Annotated in this window: 18 protein-coding genes; 8 read left to right on the top strand and 10 right to left on the bottom strand. The window is 44.7% G+C overall.

The genetic code is table 11. From position 1 onward, the window contains the following. Window positions 1–15: 15 nt before the first annotated feature. Complete coding sequence (locus KIV41_RS09530; RefSeq protein WP_285336170.1) at window positions 16–828, top strand: 5'-methylthioadenosine/S-adenosylhomocysteine nucleosidase; 813 nt, start codon at window positions 16–18, stop codon at window positions 826–828. Between the two features lie 68 nt (window positions 829–896). On the opposite strand, the gene KIV41_RS09525 is transcribed toward KIV41_RS09530, so the two are convergent. Next, the gene (locus KIV41_RS09525) at window positions 897–1,283 is read right to left on the bottom strand and encodes a universal stress protein (RefSeq protein ID WP_010453080.1); all 387 of its coding nucleotides are present in this window, start codon (window positions 1,281–1,283) and stop codon (window positions 897–899) included. Between the two features lie 76 nt (window positions 1,284–1,359). Continuing rightward, entirely contained in the window at window positions 1,360–2,244 is an 885-nt protein-coding gene (locus KIV41_RS09520; RefSeq protein WP_038885575.1) for a LysR substrate-binding domain-containing protein, read from the bottom strand. 94 nt (window positions 2,245–2,338) lie between these two features. On the opposite strand from KIV41_RS09520, the gene KIV41_RS09515 reads away from it, so the two are divergent. After that, window positions 2,339–3,247: a DMT family transporter gene (locus tag KIV41_RS09515; protein WP_038885574.1), complete on the top strand. Its 909-nt coding sequence runs from the start codon at window positions 2,339–2,341 to the stop codon at window positions 3,245–3,247. 64 nt (window positions 3,248–3,311) lie between these two features. Here KIV41_RS09515 and KIV41_RS09510 read toward each other — a convergent pair whose 3' ends face one another. Together KIV41_RS09510 and KIV41_RS09505 are read right to left on the bottom strand one after the other, a co-directional pair. After that, a complete protein-coding gene (locus KIV41_RS09510; protein WP_285336169.1) occupies window positions 3,312–4,091 on the bottom strand; it encodes an SAM-dependent methyltransferase in 780 nt (259 codons plus the stop codon). A 130-nt stretch (window positions 4,092–4,221) separates the two neighbouring features. Beyond that, window positions 4,222–5,907: a hypothetical protein gene (locus KIV41_RS09505; RefSeq protein WP_285336168.1), complete on the bottom strand. Its 1,686-nt coding sequence runs from the start codon at window positions 5,905–5,907 to the stop codon at window positions 4,222–4,224. Window positions 5,908–6,235: 328 nt separating this feature from the next. Here KIV41_RS09505 and KIV41_RS09500 point away from each other — a divergent pair, with 328 nt between their 5' ends. Then, the gene (locus KIV41_RS09500) at window positions 6,236–7,327 is read left to right on the top strand and encodes a transporter substrate-binding domain-containing protein (RefSeq protein WP_282065560.1); all 1,092 of its coding nucleotides are present in this window, start codon (window positions 6,236–6,238) and stop codon (window positions 7,325–7,327) included. An 85-nt stretch (window positions 7,328–7,412) separates the two neighbouring features. On the opposite strand, the gene KIV41_RS09495 is transcribed toward KIV41_RS09500, so the two are convergent. From KIV41_RS09495 to pncB, 4 genes are all read right to left on the bottom strand, one after another. Beyond that, window positions 7,413–7,931 (bottom strand): glycine zipper 2TM domain-containing protein, encoded by a 519-nt coding sequence (locus tag KIV41_RS09495; RefSeq protein ID WP_285336167.1) that lies wholly within the window; start codon window positions 7,929–7,931, stop codon window positions 7,413–7,415. A gap of 220 nt (window positions 7,932–8,151) precedes the next feature. Beyond that, window positions 8,152–8,499: a GlpM family protein gene (locus KIV41_RS09490; RefSeq protein WP_005436374.1), complete on the bottom strand. Its 348-nt coding sequence runs from the start codon at window positions 8,497–8,499 to the stop codon at window positions 8,152–8,154. Between the two features lie 18 nt (window positions 8,500–8,517). Further along, window positions 8,518–8,877, bottom strand: coding sequence for a hypothetical protein (locus tag KIV41_RS09485; RefSeq protein WP_010453094.1), 360 nt, complete (start codon window positions 8,875–8,877; stop codon window positions 8,518–8,520). Window positions 8,878–9,002: 125 nt separating this feature from the next. Beyond that, window positions 9,003–10,313, bottom strand: coding sequence for a nicotinate phosphoribosyltransferase (pncB, locus tag KIV41_RS09480; protein ID WP_285336166.1), 1,311 nt, complete (start codon window positions 10,311–10,313; stop codon window positions 9,003–9,005). A 390-nt stretch (window positions 10,314–10,703) separates the two neighbouring features. Here pncB and KIV41_RS09475 point away from each other — a divergent pair, with 390 nt between their 5' ends. The 5 genes from KIV41_RS09475 (at window position 10,704) to KIV41_RS09455 (ending at window position 14,687) form a co-directional block, all read left to right on the top strand. Then, window positions 10,704–11,429: an NUDIX domain-containing protein gene (locus KIV41_RS09475; RefSeq protein WP_088879818.1), complete on the top strand. Its 726-nt coding sequence runs from the start codon at window positions 10,704–10,706 to the stop codon at window positions 11,427–11,429. A gap of 32 nt (window positions 11,430–11,461) precedes the next feature. After that, entirely contained in the window at window positions 11,462–12,115 is a 654-nt protein-coding gene (locus KIV41_RS09470) for an isochorismatase family protein (RefSeq protein ID WP_285336165.1), read from the top strand. Window positions 12,116–12,327: 212 nt separating this feature from the next. Next, window positions 12,328–12,684, top strand: a complete 357-nt coding sequence (locus KIV41_RS09465; RefSeq protein WP_285336252.1) for a VOC family protein — start codon at window positions 12,328–12,330, stop codon at window positions 12,682–12,684. A gap of 165 nt (window positions 12,685–12,849) precedes the next feature. Beyond that, on the top strand, window positions 12,850–13,659 hold the full coding sequence (locus tag KIV41_RS09460) for an alpha/beta hydrolase (RefSeq protein WP_010453104.1): 810 nt from the start codon (window positions 12,850–12,852) through the stop codon (window positions 13,657–13,659). 134 nt (window positions 13,660–13,793) lie between these two features. Further along, window positions 13,794–14,687, top strand: coding sequence for a DMT family transporter (locus tag KIV41_RS09455; protein WP_285336164.1), 894 nt, complete (start codon window positions 13,794–13,796; stop codon window positions 14,685–14,687). On the opposite strand, the gene KIV41_RS09450 is transcribed toward KIV41_RS09455, so the two are convergent. Both KIV41_RS09450 and KIV41_RS09445 read right to left on the bottom strand, forming a co-directional pair. Then, window positions 14,688–15,428, bottom strand: a complete 741-nt coding sequence (locus tag KIV41_RS09450; RefSeq protein WP_005436345.1) for a DNA-binding transcriptional regulator YciT — start codon at window positions 15,426–15,428, stop codon at window positions 14,688–14,690. A gap of 91 nt (window positions 15,429–15,519) precedes the next feature. Beyond that, window positions 15,520–15,909, bottom strand: a complete 390-nt coding sequence (locus KIV41_RS09445; protein ID WP_285336163.1) for a VOC family protein — start codon at window positions 15,907–15,909, stop codon at window positions 15,520–15,522. Between the last annotated feature and the right edge of the window lie 118 nt (window positions 15,910–16,027).

The following is a 16,027-nucleotide window of genomic DNA, read 5'->3' as shown; positions in this document are numbered from 1 at the left end:
TTGTAAGTATGTCGTATGCAAATATTTAAACGTTTCGCTGCACTTATTCCTGCAGTACTTTCCTTCTCTGTTTTCGCTCAAACTAAACCAATCCTTGTTCAAGGTGCGATGGATATTGAAACCAGCACACTAGTTGAAGCTTTAAATAATGCGAAAGAAACCACCGTTGGCTCTTGGACGTTTTGGCAGGGTGACATCGACGGTTACCCAGTGGTGGTATCTCGCACTGAAGTAGGATTGGCGAACGCTGCTGCTTCTACAACGATAGCGATTGAGCATTTCAACCCGAAATACGTCATCAACCAGGGCACATCTGGCGGCCACGACCCTAAGCTATACCGTGGTGACATTGTTATTGGTGAAGCAAGTTTTAATATGGGCTCTTACAAGTCTGAATTTGCTGAAAAAGGCAAAGGCATCGATCCAACCAAGTGGCAGAACTTCGACGTAACCATGCGTCTACGTGAAAACGGTGAGTTTGTTGAACATAAACAGTTCAAAGCGGATCCAGCATTGGTTGAAACTGCTCTTTCTTTGTCTGAAGGATACAAAAAAGGCCAAGTTGTGAAAGGCTTGATTGGTTCAGCGGACGAATGGAACCGCGAAGTAGACCGTATCAACTGGTTCCATGAAACCTATGGTACGTCTGTTGAAGAGATGGAAACGTCATCAGCAGCATTGGTTTCTCAAGCTTACCAAGTACCGTTTGTCGGCATTCGTATTTTGTCGAACACAGACCAACACAAACAAGACTTCGATCCGCAAACTGCGGTGGATTGTCAGTTGTACACAATTGACGTGATCAAGGCGTTGATCAAAAAGCAGTAACGCCGTAATAGAACAGCAAAGGGAGGCTTAGCATAGCCTCCCTTTTACTTTGAATGTTGAATTAGGACTCATTCCAAATACACAACCAACAAATCGGCCTCAATGGCATTGGCGAGCTTCGGGATTGAGGAGAATAAGCGGCTCATAAACTTATGATGATGGCCACAGACCACTAAATCGATGTTGTGCTCCTTCGCTACACCAGCAAGCTTGATATGCAGATCACCAACCACCACCATGGTCTCGGTAATCGGATAATCACTTTGTTCAGCTAAGGCTTTAAGCTCTTGCATGAGTTTTTGTTCGTCCTTCGATTCCAGCGCCACTCTATCGTGATCAACGAAAACAAAGGACACCTTGCTATTTGCATCTTTTGCCATCGAAATGGCTTTGTCGATGACTGCTCGACTCGAATCTGATAAATCTACTGCAACCAAAATGTGCGCGTAGCTCATGATACTCTCCCAACTGACCTGCCTAAATTAAGTCTAGCACTGCAGCGAGACTCTTACTGAAATCACCCCAATTACCCTACAAACATTGTTGTTTAAGCCAGTTGGTCAACTTTATGATTTCTGGTTGGCGTGCTCGATTCTTCTTATGCACAAAGTAAAAACTGTCCCCAGTTTCCAATCCGTGGGAGGGGATATAAACCAGATCCTGAGCCTTGTCGCGTTCATTCAACATAAAGTCATTGGCGAATGTGATGCCTTGGTCGTAGCGCGCTGCTTCGATCGCCAGAAGCATATGGCTGAAGTGTTGCATATCGATGTCTTTCGGCAACTCAAACCCGCCGGCTTTACACCATTCCGCCCAATCTTTACCCCGCTCACGATAAATAGAATCAGTGGAAAGAATTGGATAATGCCAAAGTGCATCGGGCATAGGCTGGTCCTGAATTTCCTTCCAGATGTTGAGGCTGCACACCGGATACAACGTCTCATCATACAGGCGAACCGCCATGTAGTTGCGCTTTGGCTTTTGTACCGTGATAAAGCAATCACCCACACTGTCAGTTTGCTCTGGATCTCCAGCAACCATGTTAAGCGTTAGATCAATTTCGGGGTGTTGACGCTTAAAATCTGCCAATCTAGGTATCAACCATTTCACGGCTAGCGAACTGTAAATCGCCAAACGTAAACTGCCCTTTTCTCCTTCACGTACCTTCTGACTGGCCATAGCAATGGCACTAATAGCAGGGCTGATATCTTCGAGGTAACGAAAGCCAGTATCTGAGAGTGACAACTTACGCCCCTGGCGAATAAACAAGGCTTCACCCAGATAGTCTTCTAATACTCGAATCTGGTGGCTCACTGCACTTTGGGTTACATTGAGCTCTTCCGCGGCAAGGGAAAAGCTCAAATTACGCGCAACGGATTCAAAACAGTGGACCGCTCTAAGAGGTGGTAACTTCATTATCTAAAAAACTCATACTTAAACTAATAAATATCATTTCACTTCATCCTATGACATCACCTACTCTTTGGCAAAGAATGAGGAGAGGAATAACGTGAAAGTCACATCTGTCGGTGCAGCGATGCTGCTATTAATTGTTGGTAACCTAGTTGCGGTGCTCTCAGACGCTTTGATCAAAAGTGTCGGTAATGAGGTGCCGGTTTTTCAGTTTGTGTTTTACCGACAACTTTCAGCTGTGATGATGTTGTTACCCGTATACCTGTTCACAAAACAAGCGCCATTAATGGAAGGTTTTAAGTGGCATGCAGTTCGTGCGCACGTCTGGCTAACAGGCGCAATTTTCATGGTGTTTGCCATCTCGTCGATGCCACTCGCAACCGCGAACGCAATCTTCTATGCCGCGCCTTTGATCATGCTGCCACTGGCGGCGATCTTCTTCGGAGAAAAACTCTCCACTCAATCAATTGCAGCAGCGGTAATGGGCTTTGCTGGTGTGCTGGTGATTATACGCCCAGACCAAATTGATTGGGCCGCGTTGTCTGCATTGGTCGTGGCACTAACACTCGCCATCAACAACCTGTTGATCCGCAAGCTGCCAAAGAATCAATCCGTACCACACACGCTTTTGATGACCAACCTAGCAGGTATGCCGGTATCACTGTTGTTAGTATTTATTGAAGGTGAAGCATGGGATTGGAGCTCATTCCCTGTAGCAGCAGGTTCAAGCTTGTTCATCATGATTTACGCAGCTACCTGTGTATTAGCTTATCGTTCTATCGACAGCAATAAGATTGCCAGCGCAGAATACAGCGGCTTGATTGGTGCAGTAATCGTTGGTTTGATTTGGTTTGGTGAAGTACCGGATATCTTTATGGCAATTGGCACGGTAATGATTGTCGTGCCTCTGATTTGGCTATCTAAACGCGAGCGCAGAAAGCAAAAACAAGCGCAAGCCGCAAAACTTGCAGAAGAGCAACAGCACCATCAAGCGCCAGCTGCGTAAGTCATCTAAAGAAGCCGAGCACTCATCGCTCGGCTTTTGTATTTTAAAGTCTAAAATTCAAGCTCTAAGCTTTTCTAATGTACGCTACCGCATGAGATAGAAACAGACGAGAAAAGCGATCATTGAAGCGAACCCGATACTCGTGATTAGCTTCTGAAACTCGCTGCCAATTCTGGTCAAAGTAATCATTGATATCATCTACAGCTTCGTCCATGTTCTGGATGTGTTTTTTGTTCCACTGGTAGGTACAAGAAGCAACCAGTATACCGCCAACATTCGTTGCACTTTTTAGCGCATTCACCATTTCTAGTGGAGAGTCGCACTGATCGAGCACGTTTAAACAAACCACTAAATCATGTTTAGTATTGATCGTCCCGCTACTAAATGGCTGATCCACAAACTCAACATCTAAACGCTGACAAGCTCCTACCAAATGTTGATTCTCGAACTCGAACGACTTCATCTCATCTAAGCTATAGATGTAATTGAACGCCGCCAGTGGAGGGGTAAATAATATTTGCTTTAACCCTGACAGCAACAAATTGGAAGGCTCAACCAACGTCGCTTTTTGGATAGAGTTCAGTCTAGAGGTGGTCTCATAAAAGTTTCGGCCTAATGCAGCGCCAACCTCAAGCAGGCTTTTCGGCATTATTCCCGCTTTTCTCACAGCATGTTCAATAAAGCTAGCAACTTCAATACAGTGCGAAGACTGAATAAATGAAAAAGGCACTTTCTTTGATTGACTAGTCAGCTCTCCAATCAGTCCTTTTTCTAAAAGATGATCAAGCCACTGAACCTCATAGTAACTCGCTAGCCCTCGTTGATTGAGATAGAAATCTTCCATACATTCTCCTTCCAAAGGCGGGCAATTTTATCTAGCCAAACTAACTCTGTCCGATTAGAGTGCACAGTTTTTGGAGGCAAAATAATGCAACGAGAGACGAACATCGTCCCTCGCTAACAACCTCTCGCTACTACCTGATCGCATTGATAGTAGCCGCACTCTGTTCCATGGTTTTAAACTCATCACTCTGCTTAATCTGATTCAAGGTGTCTGTTACATCGAACATCCCAACCACCTGCTTCGCTGCCTCAAAGGGAGTCACGCCTTTTTCTAATTGAAGAATGTCGTAGCCTGCCGCTTTTAACGCATAAATTGCTGCTCCACCACTTGGGTAAAAATAGCCCCACCCAAATTGAGATTCCACACTCTCTCGATTCTGGTAATTTGTGGTAAATGCATAGGGCTCTACAAATTTTAAGTCGGAAAAGTTTGGCAACGCATTTCTCAAAGCCATCACTTCAACATACCAAGCGCTACCTTCAAACAGCTCTTGCCCTAACCCCATATTCTTCGCATATTGCTTGCTGCTGTTATCAATATTGATCTGCTCTTGAGTTAGGGCAATGTATTGTTTGAGCATGGATTTGGCTTCATCTTGCGTCATAACTTTAGGCAAAGACTTGAACAAGTTGAGTACCGCAAGCTTATATGTAATCTGCTCTACATTCACTGGAGAGCCAGTAAGCTCATTGAAGTGGTTGGCAGGATATTTAAAGTGTTCATCCTGATAATCATGGAACATTTCATGCACGGCTAATGCAATAGTATTACGTTGATGCTCGCCTTTTATAAAGGTCTCTGATGGCTTATACACTTGTAGATAGTACTTCGCTCCATTAAACGTATATTGCCTTTCGTATGCTCCGTTACCTCTATTTATCGCATCATGGAAGATATGCATGTTCGTTTCGTATTTGTAGATGTCCAGAGCCCCACTTTCATTGACTCCTAACTTTTGTGCATCTTTCGGCACTTTGGGAGGATTGACCAAATAGGCGGTGACAGGCGTGTCATTGTTTTCATCCAAGTGCAATAAGTAGGCTGGGGTCTCTGACAAGTAGTCTCCGTAACCACCCCAAACGGATTGGAATTTTAGAGCATTGACAGAGGCATTAACTTGCTCAAGAAGCTTACTATCAACCTCGCTCGTCAAAGCCGTTTCTCCCCCAACTGATACAAGCTTACCTAAGCCATACTTCGTAATTTCTTGCGCTGTCATATTGTGTATGTCTTGTGCTGACGCAGCGTTAATCGTGAAGTAGTAGAAACCTTCTGGATCAGGTAAACCCATCTTCTTGTAGTAATCGATGTAGGGTTGATGGTATTTGTGGCCAACAGGGAAATCCGTTGCAACTTGGTCTTCGGTTGCCCATGAATGAACACCTATCGTTGCGCCCCTTTCAATAGTTCGGTTGGCTCCCGCCAAGAATAAATCCGTACCTCCCGAGGCAATTGACCCATTCGCGGCAATGTAAGAATCTAGCTGTTTAGCGCGCACTTGATACGCCAGTTCAAGGTTTGACTCATCATCAACAGAGCCATCAATGCTCACAAACTTGAGCAGCTTGATATTGCGATGCTTTGCCATCATTTGTTCAAATGCCTTTGGTGACCCCTGACAAATAACCCCTTTCAGTTCCGCGATATCCCCCTTTACTACGAATGACAAACCGGACTCTTGTGGCGAAAGCTGATCTCCACATTGAGAAGTGAACACGTTCGAGTTATTCGTTACCGTCGAGTCGTTGCTCTTTCCTTCCGAGCCACAGCCTGTTAACGCGATTAGAATACTCATGGTTAATATTTGTTTTTTCATTCCTTACCTCAATAAAACACCGTTCAAAACCACTAGGAATGATAAACAAAAAAATCCCATTTTATGTTGGTTCTTACGTGCGCTTACAGATGCTTAAGAAACCATCATTTTCTTTACTTTTGTAAGCAAGCGACACAGAACGAAGCTCATAAGTACCAAGGTTAAGAAGTGCACTGGACATCAACTGCTATAGTTAAAACAGTAAATAATAAAATTAGGGCAGTATTGAATTCGTCATCACCTCTCGAAAGTTATCAACACTCTGCAATTTCTAGCGAGTCTTCGCTATCGATTCAATTCACCGCTGCCTCTTTTTGAGGATCTGCGCATGCTAAGTAGTTTTAAATCGAATCTTCAATCTTTTGTAATTTCAATATTTTTTCTCCTTTCCTTACTCAGCACTCCCTCAAACGCTTCTACACTTAAAGTGGGCACTTACTCCTGCCCTCCCTTCGTTATAGGCTCTGTCGATAATAACCTAAACGGCCTCAGTATTGAGTTGTGGGAGCAGATCGCCAAAGAAATGAATGTCGAATTTAGTTTTGAAAATCATCCTTTGGGTGACCTACTCAACGCGATAGAAACAGAAACAATCGATATTGGTGTTTCTTGCATCTCAATCACCCCTGAACGTGAGCTGTTTGCCGACTTTTCTCATTCTTTCTTTGAAACCCACCTCGCGATAGCTGTAAAAAATCAAGGTTATCTGCATACTTTGCAATCTATCTTTTTGAACCCCGCATTGTGGTTTATCGTTGCTGCTATAGTGCTGGTAGCTGGGTTAGTCGGGGCGTTTTTCTATGCGATAGAAGAAGGCAAAAATGAAAAACTCTATTCAATGAAAAGCAAAACTGGTCGCTGGATTGAAAGTTTTATTCTTGGCCTGCTCTTCATCACTCGGGGGCCTTTCAACTACTTCGAATTTAAGAGCTTAACTGGACGAATCGCTACAGTATTTATTGGCGTTTTCAGCATGCTTTTCATCGCCAGTATTACTGCAGTACTAGCCAGTAAACTCACCCTTAGCCAAGGTTCCTCACAAATTAAGGGCATCAATGATCTTGCCAATGTTGAAGTCGGTACCAAAACCGCAACCACCTCTTCTTTACTGCTTACCAGCTTTGGTATTCGTCACAAAGACTATCCAGATATGACGACACTTTTAACCGCGTTAGATAATGGCGAAGTCGAAGCTATCGTTGCTGACGACGTGGTACTCAAATATATGATTGGTAGTGGCAAATTATCAGGAAAATTTGAAGATTTGGAGGTGTTGCCATACCAACTAGAAAAGCAGAACTACGGCTTTATCATTACGGAAAACAATCCCTACGAAGAAGAGATCAATCGTGCTCTACTGCAAATTCGTGAATCACGAAAATGGCGTAAAACGCTGGTTGACTATTTCGCGGATAAATAGCCCTTAACACCAAACCCTAAAATTAAAAAAGCCCTTAAGTTCAGTGAACAAAAGGGCTTTGTTTTGTATTCAAATTCGTTGGCAATTATTGAGGAAGAACCACTTTTCCATCTTGGATTGGGAATGTCTTACCTGCAGGCTTGCTCTTCATGCGCACAGTAGCTGGGGCGCCTGCCACTTCATAAGTGACATCGTAACCGACTACTTTCTCAGAAGTCGTGTATTCAGTGTGGCATTGCTTCTCGGTCGATGTCACAACGTCCCCCTTCTGAACATTGTCTTGAATCTCTCGGCCAGCCATAGCACCCGCAATCGTGCCAACTGCAGTAGCAATCACTTTACCTGAACCACCACCAATTTGGTTACCTAGCGCAGCACCTGCTGCTGCACCACCTACAGTACCAAGGATCTTGTTGTTATCCTTTGGTGCTACTTGGTGAGTAACAACCACGTCCTTACAAACTTGGTGTGGGTTCTTCACTGTTTCAGTTACCGCTTCAACAAGCGTGATGTTCGCTTCTGTTGGTGCTGGTGGCGTCTTATCTTTACAGCCTGCTAATACAGCAACAACAGCTGTAGCGATTGCGATAGATTTCATATTCATGGATTACTTCCCAGTACAGTTATCTTTGCTTGGCGGTATAGTAAATCGCGGACTGAAATTCACATCAGGCGAAATTGAGCCTTCTGTCATTAGCAGGTTAAAAAACGTTGTTTTATTATAGTTACGTCAGCAAAAGAGCAAGCTAAGGTAAATCAGAGCTAGATCACATCAAGATGAGCTATGAGTATTCGACTAACTACATTGCTAGGATGAGTAATAATTACGCAGGAACCATCCATCGCGTCCAAAAAGCAAGCAACATTGAAGCGAACATAACCCAAACAAGTGTCGCCGCTGTTAATGTGCCAACCAAGCTCAAGCGATAGCTAAAATAGAAGACTGAAATCAGATACGCGGCATAAGGAATAAGAGAATAGATACCAAACAGTGCCGTTTGCCGCAAGGCCTCCATATCTCGCTCACTCCCTACAATAAAGTGAGCGATCAACGCAAAAGTTGGAAACAATGGCACCAAACCCGCGATGTAGAAACTTTTCGACTTCGATAGCATAGCTATGATCAACACCGCAACTGCACCGAGTAAAGATTTAAGAAAGAGGCTTGTCATCAGTTTTCGCCAAAGCGGTTAGGCCAAACTTAGAAACAGCTCATCATCCGTTAGGTACTTATGACGATGGCTAAGGCTACGCAAGTGCATAAACATAAAGTCAGGAAAACCCGGAGCAATGATGTTGTTTGGCTCCCAGAAAATACCACCAACAAACACGTAACGGCCTTGTTTTTCATCGTCATGCAGAGGGTTGTTAATTGGTGTCGTCAGCTCAGCACGGCAACCTTCAACAACACACACGATCTGACCTTTGAAAATGCCAATCACTCGTTTAACAAGGTTTGCTTTTATTCCGCACTTCCATGCTTGGCGCGTAGCCCACTCATAGCCGTGTTTATTGATCGCTTTTTTTTGCAGATGCACAACCAGATTCATCATTTATCCCTAGGAAAGTCACTGGTTGTACTATAACCAAATCGCCCTCTAGGTATGCCGATAATAATTTATCGAAACCATAGAGGGCGATGATTGTTTGCTATTGGTGAAGCCCGTGATTCTTGCTAAGCGTCGATCAGGTAGTTATCACCTTCGTTTTCTAGACGGTCTATCAGTACGCGACACTCATCGAGATCAAGCGGCTGCTCAAAACGACGCTTCAAATTCATCAAAAAGAAGATGTCTTCGCACATCGCTTTCTCTGGCTCATCACTGATTTTCGCTACAGGTGAGCCATTGCATGACACCATCTTAATAACGATAGACAGTGGCTTGTAAGCAGTACCTTGTGCGTTGGTGTAATCACCCATATCGTTTGCTAGCGACGTCCCAATACCAAAACTCACTTGAATGCGACCTTGGAAGCGCTCACAAATATCCAGTGCTTGATCGAAGTTTAAACCATCGGTAAACACTAAGGTTTTCGTCATTGGATCGATGCCAAGTGATTGGTAATGCTTGATCATCTTCTCGCCCCATGCGTAAGGGCAACCACTATCATGACGAACACCCACGTACGCATTACTGAGTTCTTCATCGAAGTCTTTTAAGAAAGCATCAATACCAATGGTATCGGTTAACGCAATACCTAACGCACCATTAAACATCTCTTGCCAACTCTGCAAAGCCACCTTTTGCGAATCACGAACATTCACCAGAGCTTGATGCCCCATAAACCACTCGTGTGCCACCGTCCCAATCGGTGTCAAGCCAAGCTCTTTCGCCAAGTGGTAGTTGCTGGTTCCTGTTAAGCAGTCAGGCAACTCTTTGCTCAGGTACTGCAACATTGAACGTTGTGCTTGGAACGAGAAACGACGACGGGTCGACATATCGGCAAACTTAAAGTTGGTGATATTGCGACGTTTCAGTTCTGCTTTGAGATGACGAACTTTCTCTTCTAAAACAGATTGGAACTGCTCAACTGGAATATCTGCCCAACGAGCACGGCTGCGCACTTCAGACACAATGCTCATGATGATGGTTTCGTAGAGAATGGTTTCTGTCCAAAGACCATTGATGGTGATGCGTAATTGGCTTGTACCATCCGCCATGGTTTTAATATTGAAAGAAACATCGCGTTGAGGGTTAAAACGAAACGCGTGCAGAGCATCAACAAATTCTGGTTTTAGATAAGGCGCAACGCCCTTCATGTATTCAATTTCTTCAGCAGAGAAGGTGATGTCTTGCAGTTTAAGAACTTCCGCTTTCACCTCTGGCAGTAATTCAGACAGGTCTTCTTCACTACGCACGATGAATTTGTAGGACACCATCGCATCAGGATAGAGCGCAGCAGCAGCACTCATCATATTCACTTTGTATACGTCAAAATCTAACGCACTTTGGATGATGCGAGACGAAAATAAATTGGTGGTCATTCGGAGCCCTTCTACATGCCCTTTTTCGTTTATACCCAAATTCCCTCAGTACGGTGTAAACCGCATCTTATTGTTTTTCCAACGAAGTTGGCGGGAAGTTTTCCACAAGGTAAACTTGGGTATATAACTTGTTGTTACTAACTAAATTGCGTAAACAATAAACACCCGCTTATAGTTTGTCAACTTTTGTTACTAACCACTCATTTTTATAAGGTTTTTACGCGCAAAATTCCGACAGTTATTGTGGATAACCCAAATAAATAAGCGCATCCATACCTAAGGCCAATTATTCTGTGGTGGCCGCCATGTTTCTAACAATCGGTTACTTACCCATTGATTGACTACTTGTTATGCGCTAGATTACTTACAAATTATTCTCAGGACCAAATCATGATCGTAACCGTCGACATCATTCCATTCAGACTATCTGGCTGCGCCGATAAAGGGTTGGAAGTGTTGCTGATCAAACGTTCAAATCCAGAGCGCCCTTACCATGGCGTATGGGCTCTACCCGGCGGATTTGTATTTGATAAAGACATGACCCACGAAGGTGGACGCCCAGCAGACGAAAACTTCGAAGCAGCACGACGCCGTATTTGCCGTGAAAAAATCCACACCTACCCTCGTCACTTTAGTGAAGCCTTTGTCGATGGGGACCCAAAGCGCGATCCTGAAGATTGGAGCCTGAACATCACTCACTATGCCTTGGTTGACCGCAACAACAAAGAGCAAATCGATAACGCTGGCGTACCAGAATGTCATCTAAAGTGGTTCCCACTACAAGCAATCCTTGATGGTGATGAAACTCTCGCTTTTGATCACCAAAAAATGATTGAAAAAGCATGGCAGAAACTGCGCGCCTCTATCGAATACACCTCTGTCCTGCTGTTCGCACTTGATAAAGAGTTTCTGGTTGCAGACATCATCGCGGCCTATCAAGAATTTGGCATCGACATCAGCCGCATGACGATCAAACGACGTTTGATTGATTCGGGTGTGCTCAAGCCAACCAACAAAGTCGCTTCCACCAATAAAGGCAAAGGCGGTAAGCCAGCCATGGTGTACACCTTAGCAAGCGACGAAGTGACCTTTTTCCAAAACTGTTTGCGTGGTTAACGCAAGCACAAAAGACAGACAAGGAGTCTGCCATGACAGTTCGAGTTAATTACCAAACCACTGCTGTGATCGACGTGGATCCTGAAAAAGGCTTCACTGAGCTTTGCCCTGACGAATTACCCGTCACTGGCGCATTAGACATTGTTCCAGAGCTATTAAAGAACCACACTAAAGGTCGCTTAAAGCTCGTTAGCCGTGATTTGCACCCACCAAAAGCAGCTTGGGATGCAGAAACGCCAGCAAATATGCTTGAACCTGTCGGCCTGCCTAACGTGGACATTAAGTGGAACCGCCATTGTGTGCTTGGTACTACGGGCGTTGAACTGTTGGACAGTCTACCTCCTGTTCTGGAATACGATTTCCAAGTCAACAAAGGCATGGACCCAGACGCACACCCTTATGGCATCTTTTTCCACGACGTAGCTGATACAAAAACCACAGGTGCGCATGAGTTCCTCAAGTTCAACAACATCGATACGGTTGTTGTTGGTGGCTTAGCGCTTGATTTTTGTGTGAAAAAGTCCGTCACTCAAGCTCTCGATTTAGGTTTCAAAGTGATTGTGAACTTAGCCTCTAGCCGCGCAGTATTGCCAGATACTATCGATGCAGTGATTGCGGAGATGGAAGAGAAAGGTGCAGTATTTGTTAGCAATGCAGATGACATCATCGTCGAGAACTTCGCGTAATTTGCGTCTACAAACCAAGATATTCTCGCTGAACCAAGCGTCTCGAGGTTACTTGGGTATAATCAATAAAAGAAAACGGTCCAGCTTATCTGGGCCGTTTTTCGTTTGTGATATTTGCATTCAGAAACAGTAAAAACGAGTGCTGGATTGGAGAACACCACCTCAGGAATTATTACACTAATAGTAATGATCTGAGAAGAAAGGACGCCATGATGCACCAACATGAAAAGTTAAACTACGTTGAGTTTGGGACAACCAAAATCAGCGCAACTAAACAGTTTTTCGAGCAGACTTTTGGGTGGAGCTTCGTTGATTACGGCCCTGAGTACAGCGCATTTACAGGCCAAGGTTTAGACGGTGGTTTTTATGTAGCGGAGCAAGTCAGCCAAACAACAAATGGGGCTGCGTTGCTAGTGTTTTATAGCTCAGATATTCGTGCCACGTTAGCAAAAGTTGAGCAGTTCGGAGGGCAAGTCATCCGCCCGATCTTTGAATTCCCCGGAGGTTGTCGTTTCCATTTCACCGAACCAAGTGGCAACGAGTTCGCGGTCTGGTCTGAAAGCCAATAATTAATGACAAGTAAAACAACAACGAACCACCTCATTCGATAATTGACTCGAAGAGTTACAAACCCGTGCGCCCCGCCTTTTCATTTATTGATGATGCGGGGCTTTTTGATTGCTCAAATCTTATACAGTTACTTTTATTTTTTAAATCAAAAGCAAAGGTAAAAAATGGAAGTTTTGAAGCGTTGGCTCATCGCCTTTTCCTTAGGATTAGCGTTATCGGCATGCGGAGGTGGTGATGGTTCCGGTGTGGACTCCTCAACATCGGATAACAACTTCAATCAAATACAGGGAAGCATCTTTTCCAACATCACGGGCGTCACCTACCCGTATGATGTTTATTTGCCTGAGAACTACGACGACAGACTCAGTTCTTTGCCCGTCATTTTTGTCTCGGATGGCGGAGGAACGGGATTGAGCTTCGCAGAACTTATTGATGACTACGGTGCTGAAGTCATTCTCGTTGCCGTTCACGAAGGCCCTCCTGGTCGCAGAGACATCGATTACTTGCCTCCGGGCGTAGATGACTACTATCTCTTTCTTACGCAGGAACTAATTCCAATTGTTGAAGCAGAGTACGATATCGATCCGACTCAGCGTACACTAGCTGGTCATTCGTTTGGCGGTGCGAAATCCGCTTATGTGATGCTAACGGAAGATGTTGGTGCCGAGTTTTTCTCAAACTTTATCATCTCTGATGGTTCTTTTTGGCGAATTGAAGACACCATCTACACGATAGAGGAAGATCGCTACCTTATTTCTCCTTGGCTTGACGTCACCGCGGTTTTTAGCGCGACATCTGGGATGACAGGGAATTTTTATTGGGTAGATATCTTCTACAGCCATATTAAATCGAAAGAGTATCAAGGGTTCACTTTACCCCCTTTGATTCACTACAACGGATTACACCATGGCGTAATGTGGTATCACACCTATAGAGACAGCCTGCCAATCTTGTTTCCAAAAGAAGAAATTTAAGATCATCATAATAAGTAAGCGGTAGCCAAATCCGGAACTGGCGTTACATTTCTGGTTGATCTCATCCTTGGTTTAATCCACTGTTAGCGCAACAATTAATCAATGAGGCGCTAGACCTCGACCAAGGATGTAACATGACCGCAGGCAGTTTTCTTCGCTTACTTTGTCTCGCTGCTATTTGGGGTGGCTCGTTTCTATTTATGCGAGTCGCCGCCAATACGTTCGGACCAGCTTACTTAATTGAATTTCGAGTGGGGTTTGCAGCGATAGCCTTGTTGCTCATCTCCATTAATCTCAAAAAGAGACTCTCCTTCACCACGCATACCAAACATTTCTTTATTATTGGATTGTTTAACACTGCAGCACCGTTTCTATTTTTCGCCTACGCGGCACAAACACTCAATGCGTCGACTTTATCGATACTTAACTCAACGGCTCCTATTTGGGGCGCATTGATTGGCTTTATCTGGTATCGCAGCCCGCTGGCCAAAAAAGCGATTCTTGGTATGGCGATTGGCATCACTGGCGTCGCAGTCTTGGTCGGTTGGAGTGCGGTGAAGATTGGTGAGGAGGCAATTCTCCCGATCATTGCCAGCTTGTTGGCCGCGTGTAGCTATGGAATCGCGACCAACTACACTAAGAATGCACCTCAGATACCGGCTTTCAATAATGCACACGGTAGTATGTGGGCAGCGGTAATTTGGGTACTTCCGCTACTGCCGTTTTTACCAATGCGTGCAGAGCCAACTAGTATAGAGTGGAGCTCTGTGGTTGCTCTCGGCGTGGTTTGTACCGGTTTGGCGTATTTGCTTTACTTCCGTTTGGTATCAGAAGTAGGCCCAGCATCGGCACTATCTGTTACCTTTCTCATTCCAGTCTTCGGAATCTTATGGGGCTATCTGATTCTAGATGAGCCAATTGGCTTCAACACCATCATAGGGACCATTCTGGTGCTTAGTGGGACAATGTTGGTAACAGGCTTCTCTCCTGCCGCAATTCTTGCAAAGCGAAAAGAAAAAATGGCTTAGTTAACCCAACACCACTTCCACACCTTGCTTTCTCAACTGTTCGAGGTCGCTTTTCGGAGCGGCTTCGTCAGTTAACAGCACCGAGATTTCGCTCGTTTTACCAATCGAAGATGGGTAGATTTGCCCAAACTTACTTGAGTCCGTCAGCACGATGTTACGACGCTTTTTCGCAATGATGGTTTCAGCGATTTCTGCACGCATCATGTCTCGGCTAGTAAAGCCTGTGTCTTGATGAAAGCCGTCAATACCCAAGAAAGCCGTGCTGAAATGAATGTTCTCGATACATAGCTTGGTTAACGGTCCAACTAAGCTCTCGCCTTGATGCTGATACACACCACCGAGCAAGATGATGTTAGCTGAGGTGTTACGGATGAGGTGGGCGATGTACGCCGATGGGGTAATGATGGTGACGTCACCGCGTTCAGCTAACGTGCGAGCCAAGAGCGCATTAGCACTACCGCCTTCGATTAATACGGTTTCGTTTGGTGATACCAAGTCTGCCGCTTTGTTGGCTAATGCTTGTTTGATGTCGAAGCGCACTTCAAGTCGCGTATCAATATCGTCACTTTGTAGCGCCGTTGCAGCGCCGTGTACACGCTTTAAATAACCTTGTTGCTCAAGGAAGTTCAAATCCTGCCTGATGGTCACGCCCGACACGCCAATGATGTCAGAAAGCTCCGTCACTTGAACGCGTTTGCGGTCATTAACCAATTGCAGGATTTCATTTTGTCTTGAGTTCACAGGCTCGCTCCTTATTGATGAGCTTGCAGTATACGCCCGAACACTTTCATATGAAAGCAGCCTGTGAACGATAGAGATAAGCTAAGTCGCGTTACACCGTAAGCTCAAGACGATTGCCGTCCGGATCTAGCACGCAGCTTTCATAATAACCGTCACCTGTTTGTCTCGGACCATCGATCCATTGGTAGCCATCATCTACTAAGGTTTTGGTCAATTGATCCACTGCCCGCTCTGATCCTAGAGAAAAGGCAAAGTGTGCCAACCCTGTTACCTGCATCGCATGAGACTTTTCACAAGCGGTCACACCTTCCATCGACATCAACTCCAATCGTGCGCCACTTTCAAACGAAAGAAAGTAAGATGAAAACTGTTTAGTTGGGTTGTGATATTTATCATTAGACATCGCGTTAAAGTATTTCTCATAGAAGGCTTTTAGCTTTTCCAAACGTTCTGTCCAAATCGCGATATGTTCAATTTTCATTAGGATTCCCCCTAGCTCTTAACTGCGTTCAATCTAACGAGGAAAAGCAGCACAAAAAAGAGAGCAAATCACCACCGAGTTGTTCCTGTTTTATGGTTGGAGTTGTGTTTGAGCGAAA

Source organism: Vibrio sp. D401a, from assembly GCF_030248515.1.
Classification (GTDB): Bacteria; Pseudomonadota; Gammaproteobacteria; order Enterobacterales; family Vibrionaceae; genus Vibrio; species Vibrio rotiferianus.
This window is presented reverse-complemented; position numbering and strand designations above follow the sequence as displayed.

Coding starts and splice junctions, on each gene's coding strand:
- KIV41_RS09530 (WP_285336170.1), top strand. CDS start 16: ATGCAAATATTTAAACGTTTCGCTGCACTTATTCCTGCAGTACTTTCC.
- KIV41_RS09525 (WP_010453080.1), bottom strand. CDS start 1,283: ATGAGCTACGCGCACATTTTGGTTGCAGTAGATTTATCAGATTCGAGT.
- KIV41_RS09520 (WP_038885575.1), bottom strand. CDS start 2,244: ATGAAGTTACCACCTCTTAGAGCGGTCCACTGTTTTGAATCCGTTGCG.
- KIV41_RS09510 (WP_285336169.1), bottom strand. CDS start 4,091: ATGGAAGATTTCTATCTCAATCAACGAGGGCTAGCGAGTTACTATGAG.
- KIV41_RS09505 (WP_285336168.1), bottom strand. CDS start 5,907: ATGAAAAAACAAATATTAACCATGAGTATTCTAATCGCGTTAACAGGC.
- KIV41_RS09500 (WP_282065560.1), top strand. CDS start 6,236: ATGCTAAGTAGTTTTAAATCGAATCTTCAATCTTTTGTAATTTCAATA.
- KIV41_RS09495 (WP_285336167.1), bottom strand. CDS start 7,931: ATGAATATGAAATCTATCGCAATCGCTACAGCTGTTGTTGCTGTATTA.
- KIV41_RS09490 (WP_005436374.1), bottom strand. CDS start 8,499: ATGACAAGCCTCTTTCTTAAATCTTTACTCGGTGCAGTTGCGGTGTTG.
- KIV41_RS09485 (WP_010453094.1), bottom strand. CDS start 8,877: ATGAATCTGGTTGTGCATCTGCAAAAAAAAGCGATCAATAAACACGGC.
- pncB (WP_285336166.1), bottom strand. CDS start 10,313: ATGACCACCAATTTATTTTCGTCTCGCATCATCCAAAGTGCGTTAGAT.
- KIV41_RS09475 (WP_088879818.1), top strand. CDS start 10,704: ATGATCGTAACCGTCGACATCATTCCATTCAGACTATCTGGCTGCGCC.
- KIV41_RS09470 (WP_285336165.1), top strand. CDS start 11,462: ATGACAGTTCGAGTTAATTACCAAACCACTGCTGTGATCGACGTGGAT.
- KIV41_RS09465 (WP_285336252.1), top strand. CDS start 12,328: ATGCACCAACATGAAAAGTTAAACTACGTTGAGTTTGGGACAACCAAA.
- KIV41_RS09460 (WP_010453104.1), top strand. CDS start 12,850: ATGGAAGTTTTGAAGCGTTGGCTCATCGCCTTTTCCTTAGGATTAGCG.
- KIV41_RS09455 (WP_285336164.1), top strand. CDS start 13,794: ATGACCGCAGGCAGTTTTCTTCGCTTACTTTGTCTCGCTGCTATTTGG.
- KIV41_RS09445 (WP_285336163.1), bottom strand. CDS start 15,909: ATGAAAATTGAACATATCGCGATTTGGACAGAACGTTTGGAAAAGCTA.